Genomic DNA, 15566 nt, shown 5'->3' on the forward strand with positions numbered 1-15566 from the left:
GGCAGATGTTGAAATATCGCGAACCAAGACGGAGCTGTCTTTCCGGGTCGACGAGTTTAAGCAGAAGGCTTTGCTGCAAGCGTTGCCTACCACCTTCGCAAAACATGATGCGGCTGATTGGGTGTACGTCAAAGCAGGTGTGTTGAACGGTCCGGATGATCCGGTCCCGGTTCTCCAGGAGGCCGCGCGTCATGCCGTAGCGGCGGCGCGCAAGCTGGTGCCGGCTTCGCGTTAGATGTTCCCCAACGCCTTCTTCAACCGCCCATGCGCCGCCGCCTTGATCTGGCAGACGCGCGCGGCGCCGACGCCCAGCACCTCACCGATCTCTTCGAGGTTCAGTTCCTCGACATAGTATAGCTGCACCACCATCGCCTCGCGCTCGGGCAAGGCGGAGATCGCGGCGATCAGCTTGTCGCGCAACTCGCCCTCCGCGAGGTTGGCGAAGGCGTCGGGCGCATCGTCGGCGAACCAGGGCACGTCGTCGGCATAGACCTCGTCGAGCGAGTCGAATTTGATCGCGTCGGCGGTGACGTAGTCGGCGCGGAGCTTGTCGACCCCGATGCCCAGATGTGCGGCGATCATGGCTTCTCCCGGGGCGTGGCCCGTTTGCTGGGTGAGGGCGGCGACCGCGCTCTTGTACTGGCGGTGGCGGCGCATCGCGCCGCGGGTCGAGGTGGCCTGGCGGCGCAGTTCGTCGATCATCGCGCCGCGCAGGCGGGTGACGAGGTAGGCGCGGAATGCCGGGCCCTGTTCGGGCTCCTGTCGCATCGTTTCCACCAAGGCTACCAGGCCGACCTGGACCAGATCCTCGATGTCGATCAGCGTGCTCATCGAGCCGTGGACATGCCAGGCGAGCTTGCGGACCAGCGGCAGGTGCTGGCGGACGAGCGCGTTCGCGTCGACGCGCGGCCCGATGGATTTCTGGGGCGCGTAGGTGAGGGGCGCGGCGTCGGCGAACGCCTCGGAGGTGGACTGAAAGGTCATGCCGGGAGGGCTCCGGGGGCGCCGATCACCGCGACGACCTCGACCTGCTTCTCCTCGGGCACCTCGAAGAAGGAGAGGACGGGCGTGTCGGGCAGGCAGGTGCGGACGAGCTTGCGGATCGCGACGCGGATCGCGGGCTGCACCACCAGCGCGAAGGGCTTGGCCTCCGCGACCAGCGGCTGTGCCGCGCGTTGCAGCGCGTCGACGATGCGGCGGCCCAGATCGGGTTCGATGACGTGGCGGCGCTGCGTGTCGGCGCGCATCGCCTGGCCGAGCAAGCCTTCCAGCTGCCCCTCCAGCGTCATCACGCGCAACGGCTCGCGCACGCCGCACAGCTTCTGGATGATCAACGCGCCCAGCGCCGGGCGGATCAGCTCCAGCAGGTCTTCGGCGTCCTGCGTGCGCTGCGCCGCGACCGCGATGGCGGACGCGATGCGGCGGAATTCCTTGAGCGCAATGCCCTCGGCGAGCAGCCCCTTGAGCACCTGCGTCAAGGTGGTGAGCGGCAGCGGCTGCGGGGTCAGCGACGCCACCAGATGCCCGGCGCGATCCTTCAGCCCGTCGAGCAGCGACTGGACCTCGTCCGGCCCCAGCAGGTCGGCGGCGTGGCTGCCCAGCAGATGATTGAGGTGCGTCGCGATCACGGTGCCCGGATCGACCACCAGGAACCCCATGCCGGTCGCCGCGTCCGCGTCGCCCTTGGCGATCCAGGTCGCGTCGAGGCCGAAGGTCGGGTCCTTGACCGTCTTGCCCATCAGCGAGCCGACCGCCTGCCCCGTGTCGAGCGCGAGCATGTCGTCGGGCGAGACCTGATCCTCGCCGACGCAGACGCCATTGATGACGATGCGATAGCTGTACGGCCCGACATTGATGTCGTCGCGCACGCGTGCCTGCGGGACGACGAAGCCGAGCTCCTTCGACAGTTGCCGCCGCACGCCGGTGATGCGCCCCATCAGCGGTCCGCCGCGCCGCTCGTCGACCAGCGGCACCAGGCCATAGCCGATGTCGATGTTGACCTGCTGCGCGTCGGTGACCTCGTCCCAGCCGATCCGCGACGGGTCGACGACCTCGGCAACCGCAACTTCGACCGGTGCGGGCCGCCGCTCGATCTGCCGCAACTTCCACGCCGCGAACCCGGCGATGGCGGCAGCGGGCAGAATGACGAAATGCGGCATCCCCGGCAGCACGCCGAGCAGCCCGAGTATCACCGCGACCGGCGTCCACGTCCGCGACGCGCCGAACTGCGTGCCAATCTGGCCCGCCAGATCGTGGGTCGAGGCGACGCGGGTGACGATCATCGCGGCGGCGATCGACAGCATCAGCGAGGGCAGCTGCGCCACCAGCGCATCGCCGATCGCAAGCAGCACATACGTCCGCGCGGCGTCGCCGATCGACATGCCGTGGCTGAGTGGCCCCAGGATCAAACCGCCGATAATGTTCGCTGCCAGGATCAGCAGTGCTGCGATCGCATCGCCCTTCACGAACTTGGACGAGCCATCCATCGCGCCGTAGAAATCGGCCTCGGTCGACACCTCGATGCGCCGCGCCTTGGCTTCGTCGGGCGTCAGCAGCCCTGCGTTGAGGTCGGCGTCGATCGCCATCTGCTTGCCGGGCAGCGCATCGAGCGTAAACCGCGCCGACACTTCGGACACACGGCCCGCGCCTTTGGTGACGACGATCAGATTGATGATCATCAGGATCGCGAACACGAAGATGCCGACGACGTAATCGCCGCCGATCAGGAACGTCCCGAACGCCTCGATGACATGCCCCGCCGCAGCCTCGCCCTCGTGTCCATGGACCAGCACGACGCGCGTCGAGGCGACGTTGAGGCCAAGCCGGAACAGCGTCGCGAACAGCAGCACGGTCGGAAAGGAGGAGAAGTCGAGCGGCTTGCGCGCGTTCAACGCGACCATCAGCACGGCGAGGCTGATCGCGATGTTGGTGATGAAGAAGACGTCGAGCAGCTGCTTGGGGATGGGGACCATCATCACCAGGACGAGCAGCAGGATGGCGACCGGCAGCGCGCTGGCACGCGCGCCGGGAAGGAAGCGGCCCATCAACGGGTCCCCATGCCCGCGAGCATCAGATAGGCGAGCCGCGCCGTATCGGGCGTCGGGCGGAGCACGCTTGCGGTATCGATGGTCTGCCGGCCGATCCGGCCGAGCGTGGTCGCCGCCCATTCCATCGCCTGCGCGCTGCTCTCGCCCGCGCCGTTGATGATCGTGGCGCCGTCCAGCTCGATCGCCTTGGTGGCATGCGCGATCGCCGTCTGCCCTGCCGAGGCGGCGCTAGCGCCCAGCTTGTCGGTGAAGCGCTGGTAGATGGCGGTGAGGCTGCGCGGTTGCCCGGCCTTGTCGTAGAAGACGTTGCGGTTGGCAGCGGCGGCCTGCGGGAACATGTCCGCACCAGAGGCGCGCGGGTCGTTCTGCAACTTGGTCAGGAACTTGGACGCGCCGCCCAGCCCCAGAAAATGCGCCATGTACAGGTCGGTGCCCGTGGCGGGACGCCCGAGCTTGCGCTCCAGCACCGCCTTGTTGTCGCCGGCATGCTCGGCCGCCATCAAGCTGGCGACCTCAGGACTGGTGCGAAGGTTCAGGATCGCCTGGCGCGTGCCGGCGTCACCGACGGTGTAACGGCCGCTCGGCAGCCGCTGGATGTTGTTCGCCGCCCAACCCAGGCCGTGTTCGCCCCCGTGCTTCTTTACGACCGCGAGCCAGCTCTGTTCGATGAACTGGTACAGACCGGTCGCCGAGGACGTGCCCGCGCGTGCCGATGCGTTGAGACCGGACTCGAGCTTGGCTTGGCCGAGCAGGTAGCCGAAATCGACGCCGGTTCGGTTCGCAGCGAGCGCGATCGCGGATTGGACTCGGGCGGCGGCAACGGGAGTGACGGCTGGCATGCGCTCAGCACTGCAAGCGCTATGCCATTCTCAAACCCTCCGCTGGGACGGGCAGTCGAACCGCTCGCGTAGCGAGTGGTGGAGGGGGCAGCCACCAGCGGTGCCTTCGGTCGAGAGCCGCTTCCGTCAGCACTGCGCGCTGCCACCTCCCCCCTCCGAGGGAGGATTTCAGGTCAGCAGTAAGCCGCAGCCACCATCGAACGATACCCAGCATTGCCGCTCTCGCCGGTCAAAGTCTGCAGGCGGCGGCGGACATTTGCCGCCATCAGGTTGACGTAGATTCGCGCGGTCTCGTTCAGCCGGTTGGCCTCGTCGGCCAGCTCGCGCAGTTCCGGACCAGCAGGGCCGACACCGGCGGCGGCGACCGCGTCCAGATGTAGAAGCTTGTCTGCCGTGGCGCGCTCCAGTGCGGCGACGTCGTTCGACTTCAGCGCGCCGATCTCCGCGTGCAGCGCGTCGATGACGCGGGTCAGCGCGTCACGCCTGCTCATCGGACATCCACTCGTAGCGCACCGCGAGGAGCCGGTCTGCGATGGTCGCGGGCAGGATGGGAAAGGTGCCGGTGGCGATCGCGCGCTTGATCTGCGCGACGCGCTCGCCATCCACGGGCGGGCGAGCGGACAGCTCGGCGCGGATGCCGCTCAGCCTCGCCATATCGGCAGCGGGCGCTTGCGGTGGACTGGTCGGTGCCGACGCAGGCGTTGCCGCCTGAGCGGCGAGCACGCGTGCAACGGCCCTGTCGGTCGCCACTCCCTTCGTCCTCACTGCGTCCATCATGACCGCACCCCTGTTCGCTTGCGCCTGTCGCCAGAGTAAACGGCCGTAATGAGTGCGGCTTAAGCGCTTTCTGCCGGAGGTGCTTAACGCCGCGCTCAGCGTGTCCAGCCGGGCAGCGTGACGCGCCCAGTATCGATCGCGACGGCTTGTACCGGTTGCGCCGTGCCGTCGACGCGAACGGCCACGCGGCCGCCGGGCACCGCATCGGCTTGCGCAAGGCCCTGGCGAGTGATGGAGAAGCCGTCCTGTCCGGCTTCGATCAGCACGGGATCGCCACGGCGGATCACCGGTTCGGCCTTGGCGACAATGGCCGATGCAGGCGTCCCAGCGGCGGGTGCGGTAGGCACCGGAGTCGCGCGGCGGACCGGAACGAAGATCCGCCAGTCGGGACCGCTGCAGGTCACCACCACCGCGTCCTGGACCGCAGAGCGCCACGACAGCGCGACGGTCGGGCAGGCGGCGAGGCGCAGTCGCGGGTCCACAGCCATGCGCGCGCCGCCTTCCTCGCCAATGGCATGGCCGGTGAAGCTGGCGACGGCGCGGTCGAGCGTGGGAGTGGGCTGAAAGGCGGCGGCCGCGAGCAGGGTGAGGATCATGGCTGGGCTTTCGGTTCGCCGGCAAAGGCGAGGGTGAGCGTCGCGCGCCGGCCGGGGCTGCGCGCAGTGGCGAGCTGGAGGCGTTCGGCGGGAAGGTCGGCGGCAACCAGCGCGGCGAGCACGGCGCGGGCACGATCGACGGCGAGCAGCACGCCTTCGCTTGCCTCGGCTGCGCCCGTAACCGTGATCGTCACGCGCGGATCGCGCAGCTCGGTTCGCGCCCAGCTGACGAGCGTGGCCGGGTCGGTGAGTACCGCCGAACCCGGCGCGAAACTTGCGACCGCAGCCGCAACGGGAATGGGCGCGGTCTCGATCCGGCCAAAGGCGTCGCGCAGGCCGCGCGCGAGCGCGTCGCGGTCGGTGGTCGCCTGGATCAGGACGAGGAAGCCGACCAGCAGCAAGGCAAGGTCAGCGAGCGTCATCAGCCACAGCGGCTTGCCCACGGGGGGTGGCAGCGGATCGCCAGAGTGCCCCGGGGTCACGCCGCGATCCGGGTGCCTGAGAGGCTCTTGGGCGCCTCGCGGTGGGCGAGCGCGGCCAGCGGCTCCGCCAGGCGCGCGCGCTCGAACGCTTCCGTGCGGGCGGCGGCGCGCAGGCGATGCGCGATCGGAAGAGCGACCAGATTGGCGAGCAGCGCGCCGTACAAGGTGGCGAGCAAAGCGACTGCCATCGCGCCGCCGATGGCGGCGGGGTCGGTCATGCTCGCGAACATGGCGGCCAGGCCAATCAGCGTGCCGATCATCCCCATCGCAGGCGCAGTCTCGGCGGCGGCCGCCCAGACATCGGCGGCGGCGGCGTGGCGCTCCATGCGCTTGTGGCTGCGGTGGCTGAGCAGCGCGGCGACCCCAGCCGGGGTTGCCCCGTCCACCACGGCGGCAAGGCCGGCGGCGACATCGGGATCGGTAATGACGGAGCGATCGAGTGCCATCACGCCATGGCGGTGCGCGATCCGCCCTTGTGCGGCGATTTGGTGGAGTAGCGGCTCGGCCGTGAAAGGATGGCGCGGCAGCGTCCGCAAAGCTTTGACACTCCGCACGAGGTCATGCGCAGGCGTGCGGAGGAGGGCGGCCAGCATGGTGCCGCCGCCGACGAGGGCCAGCGCAACGGGATCGAGGAAGGTGGCGACTTGCATGCGTGGCGACATAAGCAAGCACCGTGCCACCTTTGCCCTCTCCCGCATGAAGGAGAGGGACCGGCCTGCGCCAGCAAGCCAGGGTGAGGGTCTGACGTGAGTTCCGAGAAACGACCCCTGTTACTCTCCCGTCGTACCCTCACCCGCCCGCCTGCGTCTGTCCCTCTTCCGCATGCGGGAGAGGAGATGACCGGCAACTCGCCACCGGCAACCGGCAAGCTCTTGCCGCTATGAGCTGCCGCTCTGATGCCGACATCAACGACAGCCGGCAATCCAGCCCCGTGAACCCCACTTGGCACGGCCATTGCTTTTACCCCGCCGAACGCCGTTGGGGCGTGTGGAGCGAGGCCGATGGCCACAGACAGTCTGTTCGGAGTGCATGGCGCGGCGCTGCAGGTGCGGGGCGCGCGCATGGGCGTGCTCGCGTCGAACATCGCCAATGCCTCGACGCCCGGCTTCAAGGCGAAGGACATCGACTTCCGCGCCGCGTTGCAGCTGATGGAGAATGCCAAGATCGGGGGAGGCAGCGATATGTCGGCCGCGACGCTTTATCGCGTTCCGACGCAGACCTCGATGGACGGCAACACCGTCGAGCTCTCCCACGAGCAGACTGCGTTTGCCGAGAACGCGATCCAGTATCAGACCACGCTGTCGTTCCTGAACGGCCGCATCTCCACCATCTCGCGCGCGCTGAAGGGGGAATAAGCCATGGGCAGCCAGCCGCTCTCCGTGTTCCAGGTCGCGGGCCGTGCCATGTCGGCGCAGCTCGTCAGGATGAACACCACCGCGTCGAACCTCGCCAACGCCGGTGCCACCGCGACGACGGCCGAGGCCGCATACCGGACGATGAAGCCGGTGTTCCGCACCCAATTCGACGCCGCCAGCGGCCTCGCCACCGTCGATGTCGAGCGCATCGTAACCGCCGGCGAGGCACCGACCAAGCGCTACGATCCGTCCAATCCGCTCGCGGACAAGGACGGCAACATCTTCGAGGCGGCGGTCGACGAGACGCGCGAGCTGGTCGACATGATGGAGACCGCGCGCTCTTACCAGAACAATGTCGAGGTGATGCAGACCGCCAAGTCGCTCGTCATCGACACGCTGAAGCTGGGTCGCTGATCATGGCGAGTTCTTTCGACACCACGCTCGCGGGCCTCGGCATCCAGCGCGCGAACACCGGTCCGGTCGTACAGCCGAACGCGTCGGCGGCGCTGGGCCAGTCCGACTTTCTCAAGCTGATGACAGCGCAGCTGCAGAACCAGGATCCGTTCGATCCCGTCGACAACACGCAGATGGTCGCCCAGATGGCGCAGTTCTCGTCGCTCGCCGGCATCTCGGAGATGTCGACGACGCTGAAGGCGATCTCCGAAAAGTTGGGCGCGACGACCGTGTCCGACGCGACCGCCTACATCGGCCGCACAGTCCTGACACCCGGTCAGGTCGCGTACGGCCGGACCACCGGCGGCATCGCCGGCGCAATCGAACTCGAAGCCGCAGCGACCGACGTCACTGTCTCGATCGCGGACGCGAACGGCCAGGTGCTGCACAGCCGTTCGCTGAGCGCGCAGGCGGCCGGCACTGTAAGCTACGAATGGGACGGCAAGACCGCGACCGGCGATGACGCCGGCGCGGGGCCGTTCACCGTCCGCGTGTCGGCACAGGCGGCCGGCAAGTCCGTCGCCGCCACCAACCTCGTCTGGGCACCCGTGGAGTCGGTTTCGACCGCCAACGGCGCCGCCGTCCTGACCCTGCCCGGCATCGGCCGGGTCCCCGTCACCGCCGTTCGCCAGATCGGCTGAAGCACTTCCAAAGGAGCATATTCGATGTCCTTCTATACCTCGCTCTCCGGCCTTCAGGCCTCGCAGACCGATATGTCGACCATCTCGCACAACCTCGCGAACGTCGGCACCAACGGCTTCAAGAAGAGCCGCACCGAATTCGCCGACGTGATCGCGTCCTCGGTCAGCCTGTCGCCGACGCAGATGGTTGGGTCAGGTACGGTCGTGAAGGCGAACCGGCAGCAGTTCGGGCAGGGCAATCTGATCCAGAGCGCCAACACGCTCGATCTCGCCATTTCCGGCGATGGCTTCTTCGCGGTCAAGCCGGACATAGACGCGGCCAAGGTCAATTTCACGCGCAATGGTGGCTTCCAAGTCGACTCGGACCGTTATGTCGTCGACGCTCAGGGCGCGCATCTGCAGGTGTATCCGGTCGATGGCTCGGGCACGGTGGTCGCGACAGGGATCGACTCGGCGACGTCCCTTCGTCTGCCCTCGACCAGCGGCGCTGCCGAGGCGACGGGCGCGGTGACGATGTCGGTCAACCTCAACGCCAATTCGGCGGTGCCCGCGACGGCCACGTTCAGCCGCTTCGATCCCACCAGCTACAACCAGTCGACGCAGACCACGGTCTATGACGGCGAGGGCAATCCACAGACGCTGACCAACTATTTCCGGCGCGACACCGCGACCGCGGGCGGCAGTGAATGGTCGGTCTTCTCCTTTGTCGGCGACCAGCAGCTGGCGTCAGGCGGCGCGGACAAGATCCCGCTGGCGTTCGACGGCACCGGCGCGCTGGTCGGCACGCCGACCGCGACAAATTTCGATCCGTTCACCGTGGCCAGCTCGACTATCCCGCAGCAATTCTCCTTCACCTTCGGCGCGGACACGACCCAGACCGCGCAGCCATTCAATGTCGGCGCGCGCAGCCAGGACGGCAAGGCGGTGGGTCAGATCCAGGGCGTCACCATCGACGAGCGCGGGTTGGTCAGGGCGAGCTTCTCCAACGGTGACACGCAGGCGATCGGCCAGGTCGTGCTGGCGAACTTCGCCAACCCGACCGGCCTGCGTCAGCTCGGCAACAGCTATTGGTCGCCGACCGGCGTGTCGGGCGAAGCGAAGCTCGGCTCGGCCGGCGCGGGTGGCTTCGGCAACCTGATGTCGGGCACGATCGAACGCTCGAATGTCGATATTACCGAGGAGCTGGTCGGCCTGATCGCGGCGCAGCGCAATTTCCAGGCGAACGCCAAGGCGCTGGATACCGCGAGCCAGATCTCGCAGACCATCTTCAACATCCGCTCGTGATCGCAGACGCTCGGAGCCGATAGATGGACAAGCTGGTCTACACCGCCGCGAGCGGACTGCGCGCGCGGATGGCGGCGCAGACCGCGATCGCCAACAACATGGCGAACGCGTCCACCACCGGCTTTCGCGCCGATCGCGTCGTCTTCGATCGTATCGCGCTCAAGGGCGACGGCACGACGCTGGAGGCGCGCAGCCCCTCCAGCGAAGAGGTGATCGACGCCGATCGCACGGCGGGCGCGATCATGCAGACGGGGCGGCCGCTCGACGTCGCGGTGACCGGCAACGATGCATGGCTGACAGTGCAGGCACCGGACGGCAGCGAGGCCTACACGCGGCGCGGTGATCTGCAGGTGGCACCCTCGGGTGTGCTGCAGACCGGCGACGGCTTCATCGCGATGGGCCAGTCCGGGCCGATCACCCTGCCGCCGTACCAGTCGCTATGGATCGCCGGCGACGGCTCGATCTCGATCGTCCCCACGGGTGGCGGCGAGCCGCAGATCGTCGACCGGCTGAAGCTGGCGAGCGCCAAGGGTTCGGACACCGTCAAGGGGCTCGACAATTTGATCCGCGTCCGTGGCGGCGGCGCGTTGCCCGACGATCTCGACGCGACGCTCACCGCGGGCGCGCTGGAAGGATCCAACGTCAACATGACGCGGATGCTGGTCGACATGATCGAGAACCAGCGCAGCTACGAGGTGACGGCCAGCCTCATGAAATCGGCCAAGGACATGGACGAAAGCGGCGCATCGATCATGCGCCTGCCGAGCTAAAGGAAAAGACTGATGTCATCCGCAGCCATGCACGTCGCGCGCACCGGGCTCGATGCCCAGGACATGCGCATGCGCGTGATCTCGAACAACCTTGCCAACGTCAACACGACCGGGTTCAAGAAGGACCGCGCCGCGTTCGAGACGCTTGCCTATCAGCTCGTCACCGCGCCGGGCGCGGCGTCGTCCTCGGAAAGCAAATACGCCACCGGGCTGAACCTCGGCACGGGCGTGCGTATCCAAGGCACGGCGCGGATCGATACGCAGGGGTCGATGCAGACTACCGGCAATTCGCTCGACCTGGCGCTGGACGGGGACGGCTATTTCCAGGTGCAGCTGCCGGGCGGCCAGCTCGGCTACACCCGCGCCGGCAATTTCTCACGCTCGCCCGAGGGGCTGCTGGTGACCAGCGAAGGCTATCAGGTCCAGCCGGGCATCACCGTGCCGGAGGGGACGACCAACATCACGATCGGCAACGACGGCACCGTCTCCGCGACCGTGCCGGGGCAGACGGAGGCGGCCAATATCGGCCAGATCCAGGTCGCGAGCTTCGCCAACTCCGCCGGCTTGCAGGCGACCGGCGACAACTTCCTGGTCGAGACCGCCTCTTCGGGTGCCGCCAGCCTCGGCGTGGCCGGGGAGGAGGGGCGTGGGCGCATCCGGCAGGGCATGCTGGAGGCCTCGAACGTCAACGTCGTCGCGGAGCTGGTCGACATGATCGAGACCCAGCGTGCGTACGAGGTCAATTCCAAGATGATCCAGGCGACCGACGACATGCTCAAATACGTCAATCAGAACATCTGATGGCAAGTCGCGTCCCGACACCCTCATTCGCTCACTGGATCGAACTCGGCCTCGCCGCGCTCGCCGCGACGCTGGTCGCCGCTGCGTTCGTGCCCGCTTCGGCGGAGGCGAAGCGCAAGCAACCCCCGATCGAGTTCGCCGCCACCGCGCCGCTGCCGCCCGCACCCCCGCCGCGCCTGGCGACCGGATCGATCTTCGATGCGGGCGACGGTTACGCCGCGTTGCACGAGGGCACGCGCGCGCGCCGCGTCGGCGATCCCCTGACGATCGTTCTCGTCGAGCGCACCGCCGCGTCGAAATCGGCATCGTCCAAGCTCGACTCCGGCGGCGGCTTCGGCATCACGCCGCCCAGCACCGGGCCGCTCAACCTGTTCAACCCGACGGACGCGTCGATCAGCGGCAAGCGCAATTTCAACGGCGTCGGCTCGACCGATCAGGCCAATTCGCTGTCGGGCGAGGTGTCGGTGACGGTCGCGCAGGTGTTCCCCAACGGCACCATGCTGGTGCAGGGGCAGAAGCGCGTGACGCTCAATCGAGGCGACGAGTGGGTCCGCATTCGCGGGCTGGTGCGCACGATCGACATCGACGCGCTCAACCGCGTGCCGTCGACGCGCGTCGCCGATGCGGAGATCAGCTATACCGGCAAGGGCGATGTCGCGCGCGCCAGCCGGCAGGGCTGGCTCAGCCGCTTCTTCCAGGTGATCAGCCCGTTCTAATTTCGGTGACACGGGTTGGTCTAGCAGCCCTCCCCGGCGGAAGCCGCGGCCTGGTCCGCGGCGCGGCCGACTGGACGCCGGCTTCCGCCGGGGAGGCGCTTGGGGGGACTGCTCTGGTTAGCGGCTCGGTAACCATTGCTCTTTAGGACGTGACACCATGTACCGTCTTCTCTTCGCCCTGCTCGTCAGCCTTGTGGCCACTCCCGCCTCCGCTGACCGCATCAAGGACCTCGGCGCGTTCCAGGGCATCCGCGCCAACCAGCTGACCGGCTATGGCGTCGTCGTCGGCCTGCCGGGCACGGGCGACGACAATCTGGAATATACGGTACAGAGCCTGAAGGCGGTCGCCAGCCGCTTCGGCCTGCAGCTGCCGCCGGGTGCCAACCCCGGCATGAAGAACGCCGCCGTGGTCATGATCACCGCCGAGCTGCCGCCCTTCGCGAAACCGGGCCAGCGGCTCGACATCACCGTCGCCTCGATGGGCAAGGCCAAGTCCTTGCGCGGCGGGTCGCTGATCCTGACCCCGCTCTACGGCGCGGACGGTCAGGTCTATGCGATGGCGCAGGGCAACCTCGCGGTCGGTGGTCTGGGCGCGGAAGGCGCGGACGGGTCGAAGATCGTCGTCAACATCCCCTCGTCGGGCCGTATCCCCGAGGGCGCGACCGTAGAACGCCAGGTCGCGACCGGGTTCGGCGACACGCCGACGCTGACGTTCAATCTCCAGCGCGCCGACTGGACCACCGCGCAGAATGTCGCCGGCGCGATCAACCGCGCCTATCCGGGCCTCGCGCAGGCGATCGACGCCGTTTCCGTCTCCGTCCGCGCGCTGCCCGGCGTCGAGGGCCGCGCGACCATGATGGCGCGGATCGAGAATCTCGACGTGGTTGCCGCAGAACCCTCCGCCAAGGTGATCGTCAACGCACGCACCGGCACCGTCGTCATCAACTCCGCCGTCCGCGTCGGCCCCGCTGCCGTGACGCATGGCAAGCTGACGGTGCGCATCGACGAGCAGCAGCGCGTCGTGCAGCCGGCACCGTTCTCCAATGGCGAGACCAAGGTCGAGCAGCGGTCCGGCGTGTCGATCGAGGAGGAAAAGAGGCCGATGTTCGTGCTCGCCCCCGGCCCCCGCCTCGCCGACATAGTCAAGGCGGTGAACGCGATCGGCGCGTCGCCGGCGGACCTGGTTGCGATCCTGGAGGCGCTCAAGGAAGCGGGCGCGCTCAAGGCGGAGTTGATCGTGCTATGACGCCCCTCAAGCTGACGACAGCCGGCGACACCACCCGCCTCGCGACCTCGACGAACCTGAAACAGGCCGGCGAGAAGTTCGAGGCGGTGTTCACCGGCATGATGCTGACCTCGATGCGCAAGGCGAAGCTCGCCGACCCGCTGTTCGATTCCAAGGCGCTCGACACGTTCCGCGACATGCAGGACACGAAGGTGGCCGAGGCGATGGCCAAGGCGCAGCCGATGGGGATCGGCAAGGCGATGACCGAGTTCCTCGCCAAGGCGCAAGACCTTGAGGAAGGCCCGCCGGTATGAGCGACATGCTCTCGATTGGCGCTACCGGCGTGCGCGCGTATCAGACCGCGTTGACGACGGTGGGCGACAACATCGCCAACACCGGCGTCGCGGGCTACACCCGCCGCACGACGACACTGGCGCAGGTCACGTCGGTCGGCGGCATCGCCGGGCGCGGCATCACCGGCAGCGGCGTCACCGTAACCGGTATCAGCCGCGAGGCCGAAGCGTGGCGCGCCAGTGCCGTGCGCAGCGCCGGCGCGGATCTCGCACGGACGCAGGCAGGCAGCGTGTGGCTGGACGCGATCCAGGGTTCGCTCACCGGCAACCACCTGTCGGATCGCCTGACCGCCTTCTTCACCTCGGCACGCGCGCTTGCCGCCGACCCGACCAGCGTGCCGCAACGCGCGGTGTTGCTGGAGAGTGCGGCTGCGCTGGCAAGCTCGTTCGCCGCCACCGGTCGCGCGCTCGACCGCTCGATGGCCGAACTCGACTCGACCGCCAAACAAGCCACCGATCAGCTCAACGCGTTGGGCCAATCGCTCGCCAAGGTGAACGACGGCCTTGCACGTGCCGGGCCGGGCGGGGTCACTGCGGCGCAGCTCGCCGACCAGCGCGACCAGATCCTGGAACAGATGAGCGCGCTGGCCGACATCGGCGTCGCGACCGACCATGTCGGCCGCGCAACGGTGACGCTGGGGGCGAGTGGTCCCACTTTCGTGATCGGCACACAGGCCGGGCACGTCAGCTTCGACCGGCAGGGCGGCGCGACCGCGCTGGTGATGCAGCAGGGTGGCAGTTTTCAGACCTTCACGCCCGTTGGTGGCGCGCTGGCAGGCATCGCCGAGGGCGCGACGCGTATCGCCGACACGAGCGCATCGCTGGACGCGCTCGCGACCGACTTCGTGACCGAGGTGAACGCCGTACAGGCCGCCGGCCGCGATCTGGACGGCCAGCCCGGTGCTGCGCTGTTCGACGTCGGCGACACGCCGACGGACCTCCGCGTTATCCTCACCGATCCCCGCGGGATCGCCGCCGCCGCTGTCGGCGGGGGGACACGCGACGCTGCCAACCTCGCCGTGCTCGATAGCGCACGCGGCTCGCGCGGCTGGGAGGGTGCACTGACCGGCCTCGTCACCGGCAATGCCGCGGCGCTGGAGAGTCGCGCGCTGGTGACGCAAGCACAGTCCGCGATCCGCGACGGCGCGATTGCCGCGCAAGCGGCGGTGTCAGGCGTCGACCTCGATCAGGAGGCGGTCGACCTGATGCGCTTCCAGCAGGCCTATCAGGCGTCTAGCCGCGTCATTCAGGTCGCGCGCGATGTCATGCAGACGATACTGGATATCCGCTGATGCAGGTCTCGACCAGGCTCTTCTACGATCGTTCGGCGACCGCAATGGCGACGCTGACCGGACGCGCCGATGCGTTGCAGACGCAGATCGCGACGGGCAAGCGGTTGGCCGCACCCTCCGACGACTCGGTCGCCTATACGCGGCTGAGCGGACTCGCGCGCGCTGAGGCGGATGCAGAGGTGTCGATGAAGAACCTCGATGTCGCCGCCGGCGTGCTGGCGCAGGCTGATTCGACGCTGAGCGCGATCACGGCGCAGCTGACACGCGCCAACGAACTCGCGATCAGTGCACGCAGCGGCACGGGCGATGCGACGGCGCGACAGGCGATCGCCGACGAACTCGATCAGATCGTCGCGCAACTCGTCAGCCTGGGCAACACCACCGATACCCGCGGGCAGCCGCTGTTCGGCGGTGCTGATGGAGCGGCGGCGTTGACGGTCGGCCCAGACGGCTATGTCTTTGCCAGCACGCTGCCAAGCGCGATCCCGACCGGTGATGGTCAGGCGATCCAGCCGGGCGATACGGCTGCGCGCATCTTCGCTCAGGCTGGCGGCAACACGCTGGCCACCCTTGCCGATCTATCCGCCGCCTTGCGATCGAACACCGCCGTCGATGCGACCGCGGCCGCGACGGTGGACAAGCTCGGTCTCGCCGCCACGCAGGTGGTGGGCGTCCAGGCGTCGCTGGGCGCGCGCGCGGCGCGGGTCGAGCTAGAGCAGGCGCAGTTGCGGCAGACCGGGATCGACCGCGAGGCGCTGCGCTCCGGGCTCGAGGACACCGACATCACCGTCGCGATCACCGAGTTGCAGAAGACGATGACGATCCTGTCGGCGACGCAGGCGAGCTTTTCCAAGCTGCAGGCGCTCAGTCTGTTCGACTATCTGCGTTGAGCTGACGCGGCTGGTTAACCGCCCGCTTACCATTCGCGGGTAACC

20 protein-coding genes are annotated in these 15566 nt (G+C 68.1%); 12 read left to right on the forward strand and 8 right to left on the reverse strand.

Going from position 1 to position 15566, the window contains the following annotated elements; all coding sequences use genetic code 11:
- The coding region (locus JWN21_RS02675) for a hypothetical protein (RefSeq protein ID WP_299645952.1) at nt 1-235 on the forward strand (235 nt) is incomplete at its 5' end.
- Here JWN21_RS02675 and JWN21_RS02680 read toward each other — a convergent pair.
- The 8 genes from JWN21_RS02680 to JWN21_RS02715 all read right to left on the reverse strand — a co-directional run bounded on the left by JWN21_RS02680 (nt 232) and on the right by JWN21_RS02715 (nt 6391).
- Entirely contained in the window at nt 232-984 is a 753-nt protein-coding gene (locus JWN21_RS02680; protein ID WP_299645954.1) for a sigma-70 family RNA polymerase sigma factor, read from the reverse strand. The genes JWN21_RS02675 and JWN21_RS02680 overlap by 4 nt on opposite strands.
- Nucleotides 981-3044 carry a flagellar biosynthesis protein FlhA gene (flhA, locus tag JWN21_RS02685; protein WP_299645956.1) on the reverse strand — a complete coding sequence of 688 codons (2064 nt, stop codon included), beginning with the start codon at nt 3042-3044 and terminating at the stop codon, nt 981-983. The genes JWN21_RS02680 and flhA overlap by 4 nt, the downstream gene beginning before the upstream one ends.
- The gene (locus tag JWN21_RS02690; RefSeq protein ID WP_299645958.1) at nt 3044-3886 is read right to left on the reverse strand and encodes a lytic transglycosylase domain-containing protein; all 843 of its coding nucleotides are present in this window, start codon (nt 3884-3886) and stop codon (nt 3044-3046) included. Before JWN21_RS02690 ends, flhA begins: the two co-directional genes overlap by 1 nt.
- Before the next feature lie 173 nt (nt 3887-4059).
- Nucleotides 4060-4377, reverse strand: coding sequence for a flagellar protein FlgN (locus JWN21_RS02695; protein WP_299645960.1), 318 nt, complete (start codon nt 4375-4377; stop codon nt 4060-4062).
- Nucleotides 4364-4636, reverse strand: coding sequence for a flagellar biosynthesis anti-sigma factor FlgM (gene flgM / locus JWN21_RS02700; RefSeq protein WP_299645962.1), 273 nt, complete (start codon nt 4634-4636; stop codon nt 4364-4366). The genes JWN21_RS02695 and flgM overlap by 14 nt, the downstream gene beginning before the upstream one ends.
- Before the next feature lie 122 nt (nt 4637-4758).
- A complete protein-coding gene (locus tag JWN21_RS02705; RefSeq protein WP_299645964.1) occupies nt 4759-5259 on the reverse strand; it encodes a flagella basal body P-ring formation protein FlgA in 501 nt (166 codons plus the stop codon).
- Nucleotides 5256-5741 (reverse strand): flagellar motor protein MotB, encoded by a 486-nt coding sequence (locus tag JWN21_RS02710; protein ID WP_299645966.1) that lies wholly within the window; start codon nt 5739-5741, stop codon nt 5256-5258. Before JWN21_RS02710 ends, JWN21_RS02705 begins: the two co-directional genes overlap by 4 nt.
- On the reverse strand, nt 5738-6391 hold the full coding sequence (locus JWN21_RS02715; RefSeq protein ID WP_299645968.1) for a MotA/TolQ/ExbB proton channel family protein: 654 nt from the start codon (nt 6389-6391) through the stop codon (nt 5738-5740). Before JWN21_RS02715 ends, JWN21_RS02710 begins: the two co-directional genes overlap by 4 nt.
- Before the next feature lie 351 nt (nt 6392-6742).
- On the opposite strand from JWN21_RS02715, the gene flgB reads away from it, so the two are divergent.
- From flgB to JWN21_RS02770, 11 genes are all read left to right on the forward strand, one after another.
- A complete protein-coding gene (flgB, locus tag JWN21_RS02720) occupies nt 6743-7096 on the forward strand; it encodes a flagellar basal body rod protein FlgB (RefSeq protein WP_299645970.1) in 354 nt (117 codons plus the stop codon).
- Between the two features lie 3 nt (nt 7097-7099).
- On the forward strand, nt 7100-7510 hold the full coding sequence (flgC, locus tag JWN21_RS02725) for a flagellar basal body rod protein FlgC (RefSeq protein ID WP_299645972.1): 411 nt from the start codon (nt 7100-7102) through the stop codon (nt 7508-7510).
- 2 nt (nt 7511-7512) lie between these two features.
- Complete coding sequence (locus JWN21_RS02730) at nt 7513-8190, forward strand: flagellar hook capping FlgD N-terminal domain-containing protein (RefSeq protein WP_299645974.1); 678 nt, start codon at nt 7513-7515, stop codon at nt 8188-8190.
- A gap of 24 nt (nt 8191-8214) precedes the next feature.
- A complete protein-coding gene (locus JWN21_RS02735; RefSeq protein WP_299645976.1) occupies nt 8215-9474 on the forward strand; it encodes a flagellar hook protein FlgE in 1260 nt (419 codons plus the stop codon).
- A 23-nt stretch (nt 9475-9497) separates the two neighbouring features.
- Nucleotides 9498-10244: a flagellar basal body rod protein FlgF gene (locus tag JWN21_RS02740; RefSeq protein ID WP_299645978.1), complete on the forward strand. Its 747-nt coding sequence runs from the start codon at nt 9498-9500 to the stop codon at nt 10242-10244.
- Between the two features lie 12 nt (nt 10245-10256).
- Nucleotides 10257-11045, forward strand: a complete 789-nt coding sequence (flgG, locus tag JWN21_RS02745) for a flagellar basal-body rod protein FlgG (RefSeq protein WP_299645980.1) — start codon at nt 10257-10259, stop codon at nt 11043-11045.
- Nucleotides 11045-11761, forward strand: a complete 717-nt coding sequence (locus tag JWN21_RS02750; protein ID WP_299645982.1) for a flagellar basal body L-ring protein FlgH — start codon at nt 11045-11047, stop codon at nt 11759-11761. Before flgG ends, JWN21_RS02750 begins: the two co-directional genes overlap by 1 nt.
- A 157-nt stretch (nt 11762-11918) precedes the next feature.
- Nucleotides 11919-13007 carry a flagellar basal body P-ring protein FlgI gene (locus JWN21_RS02755; protein ID WP_299645984.1) on the forward strand — a complete coding sequence of 363 codons (1089 nt, stop codon included), beginning with the start codon at nt 11919-11921 and terminating at the stop codon, nt 13005-13007.
- Complete coding sequence (locus tag JWN21_RS02760) at nt 13004-13300, forward strand: rod-binding protein (RefSeq protein ID WP_299645986.1); 297 nt, start codon at nt 13004-13006, stop codon at nt 13298-13300. The genes JWN21_RS02755 and JWN21_RS02760 overlap by 4 nt, the downstream gene beginning before the upstream one ends.
- Entirely contained in the window at nt 13297-14631 is a 1335-nt protein-coding gene (gene flgK / locus JWN21_RS02765; RefSeq protein WP_299645988.1) for a flagellar hook-associated protein FlgK, read from the forward strand. Before JWN21_RS02760 ends, flgK begins: the two co-directional genes overlap by 4 nt.
- Nucleotides 14631-15521 carry a flagellin gene (locus tag JWN21_RS02770; RefSeq protein WP_299645990.1) on the forward strand — a complete coding sequence of 297 codons (891 nt, stop codon included), beginning with the start codon at nt 14631-14633 and terminating at the stop codon, nt 15519-15521. Before flgK ends, JWN21_RS02770 begins: the two co-directional genes overlap by 1 nt.
- Nucleotides 15522-15566: the final 45 nt, after the last annotated feature.

The organism is Sphingomonas bacterium, from assembly GCF_028292945.1.
In the GTDB taxonomy this organism is placed as follows: Bacteria; Pseudomonadota; Alphaproteobacteria; order Sphingomonadales; family Sphingomonadaceae; genus Sphingomonas.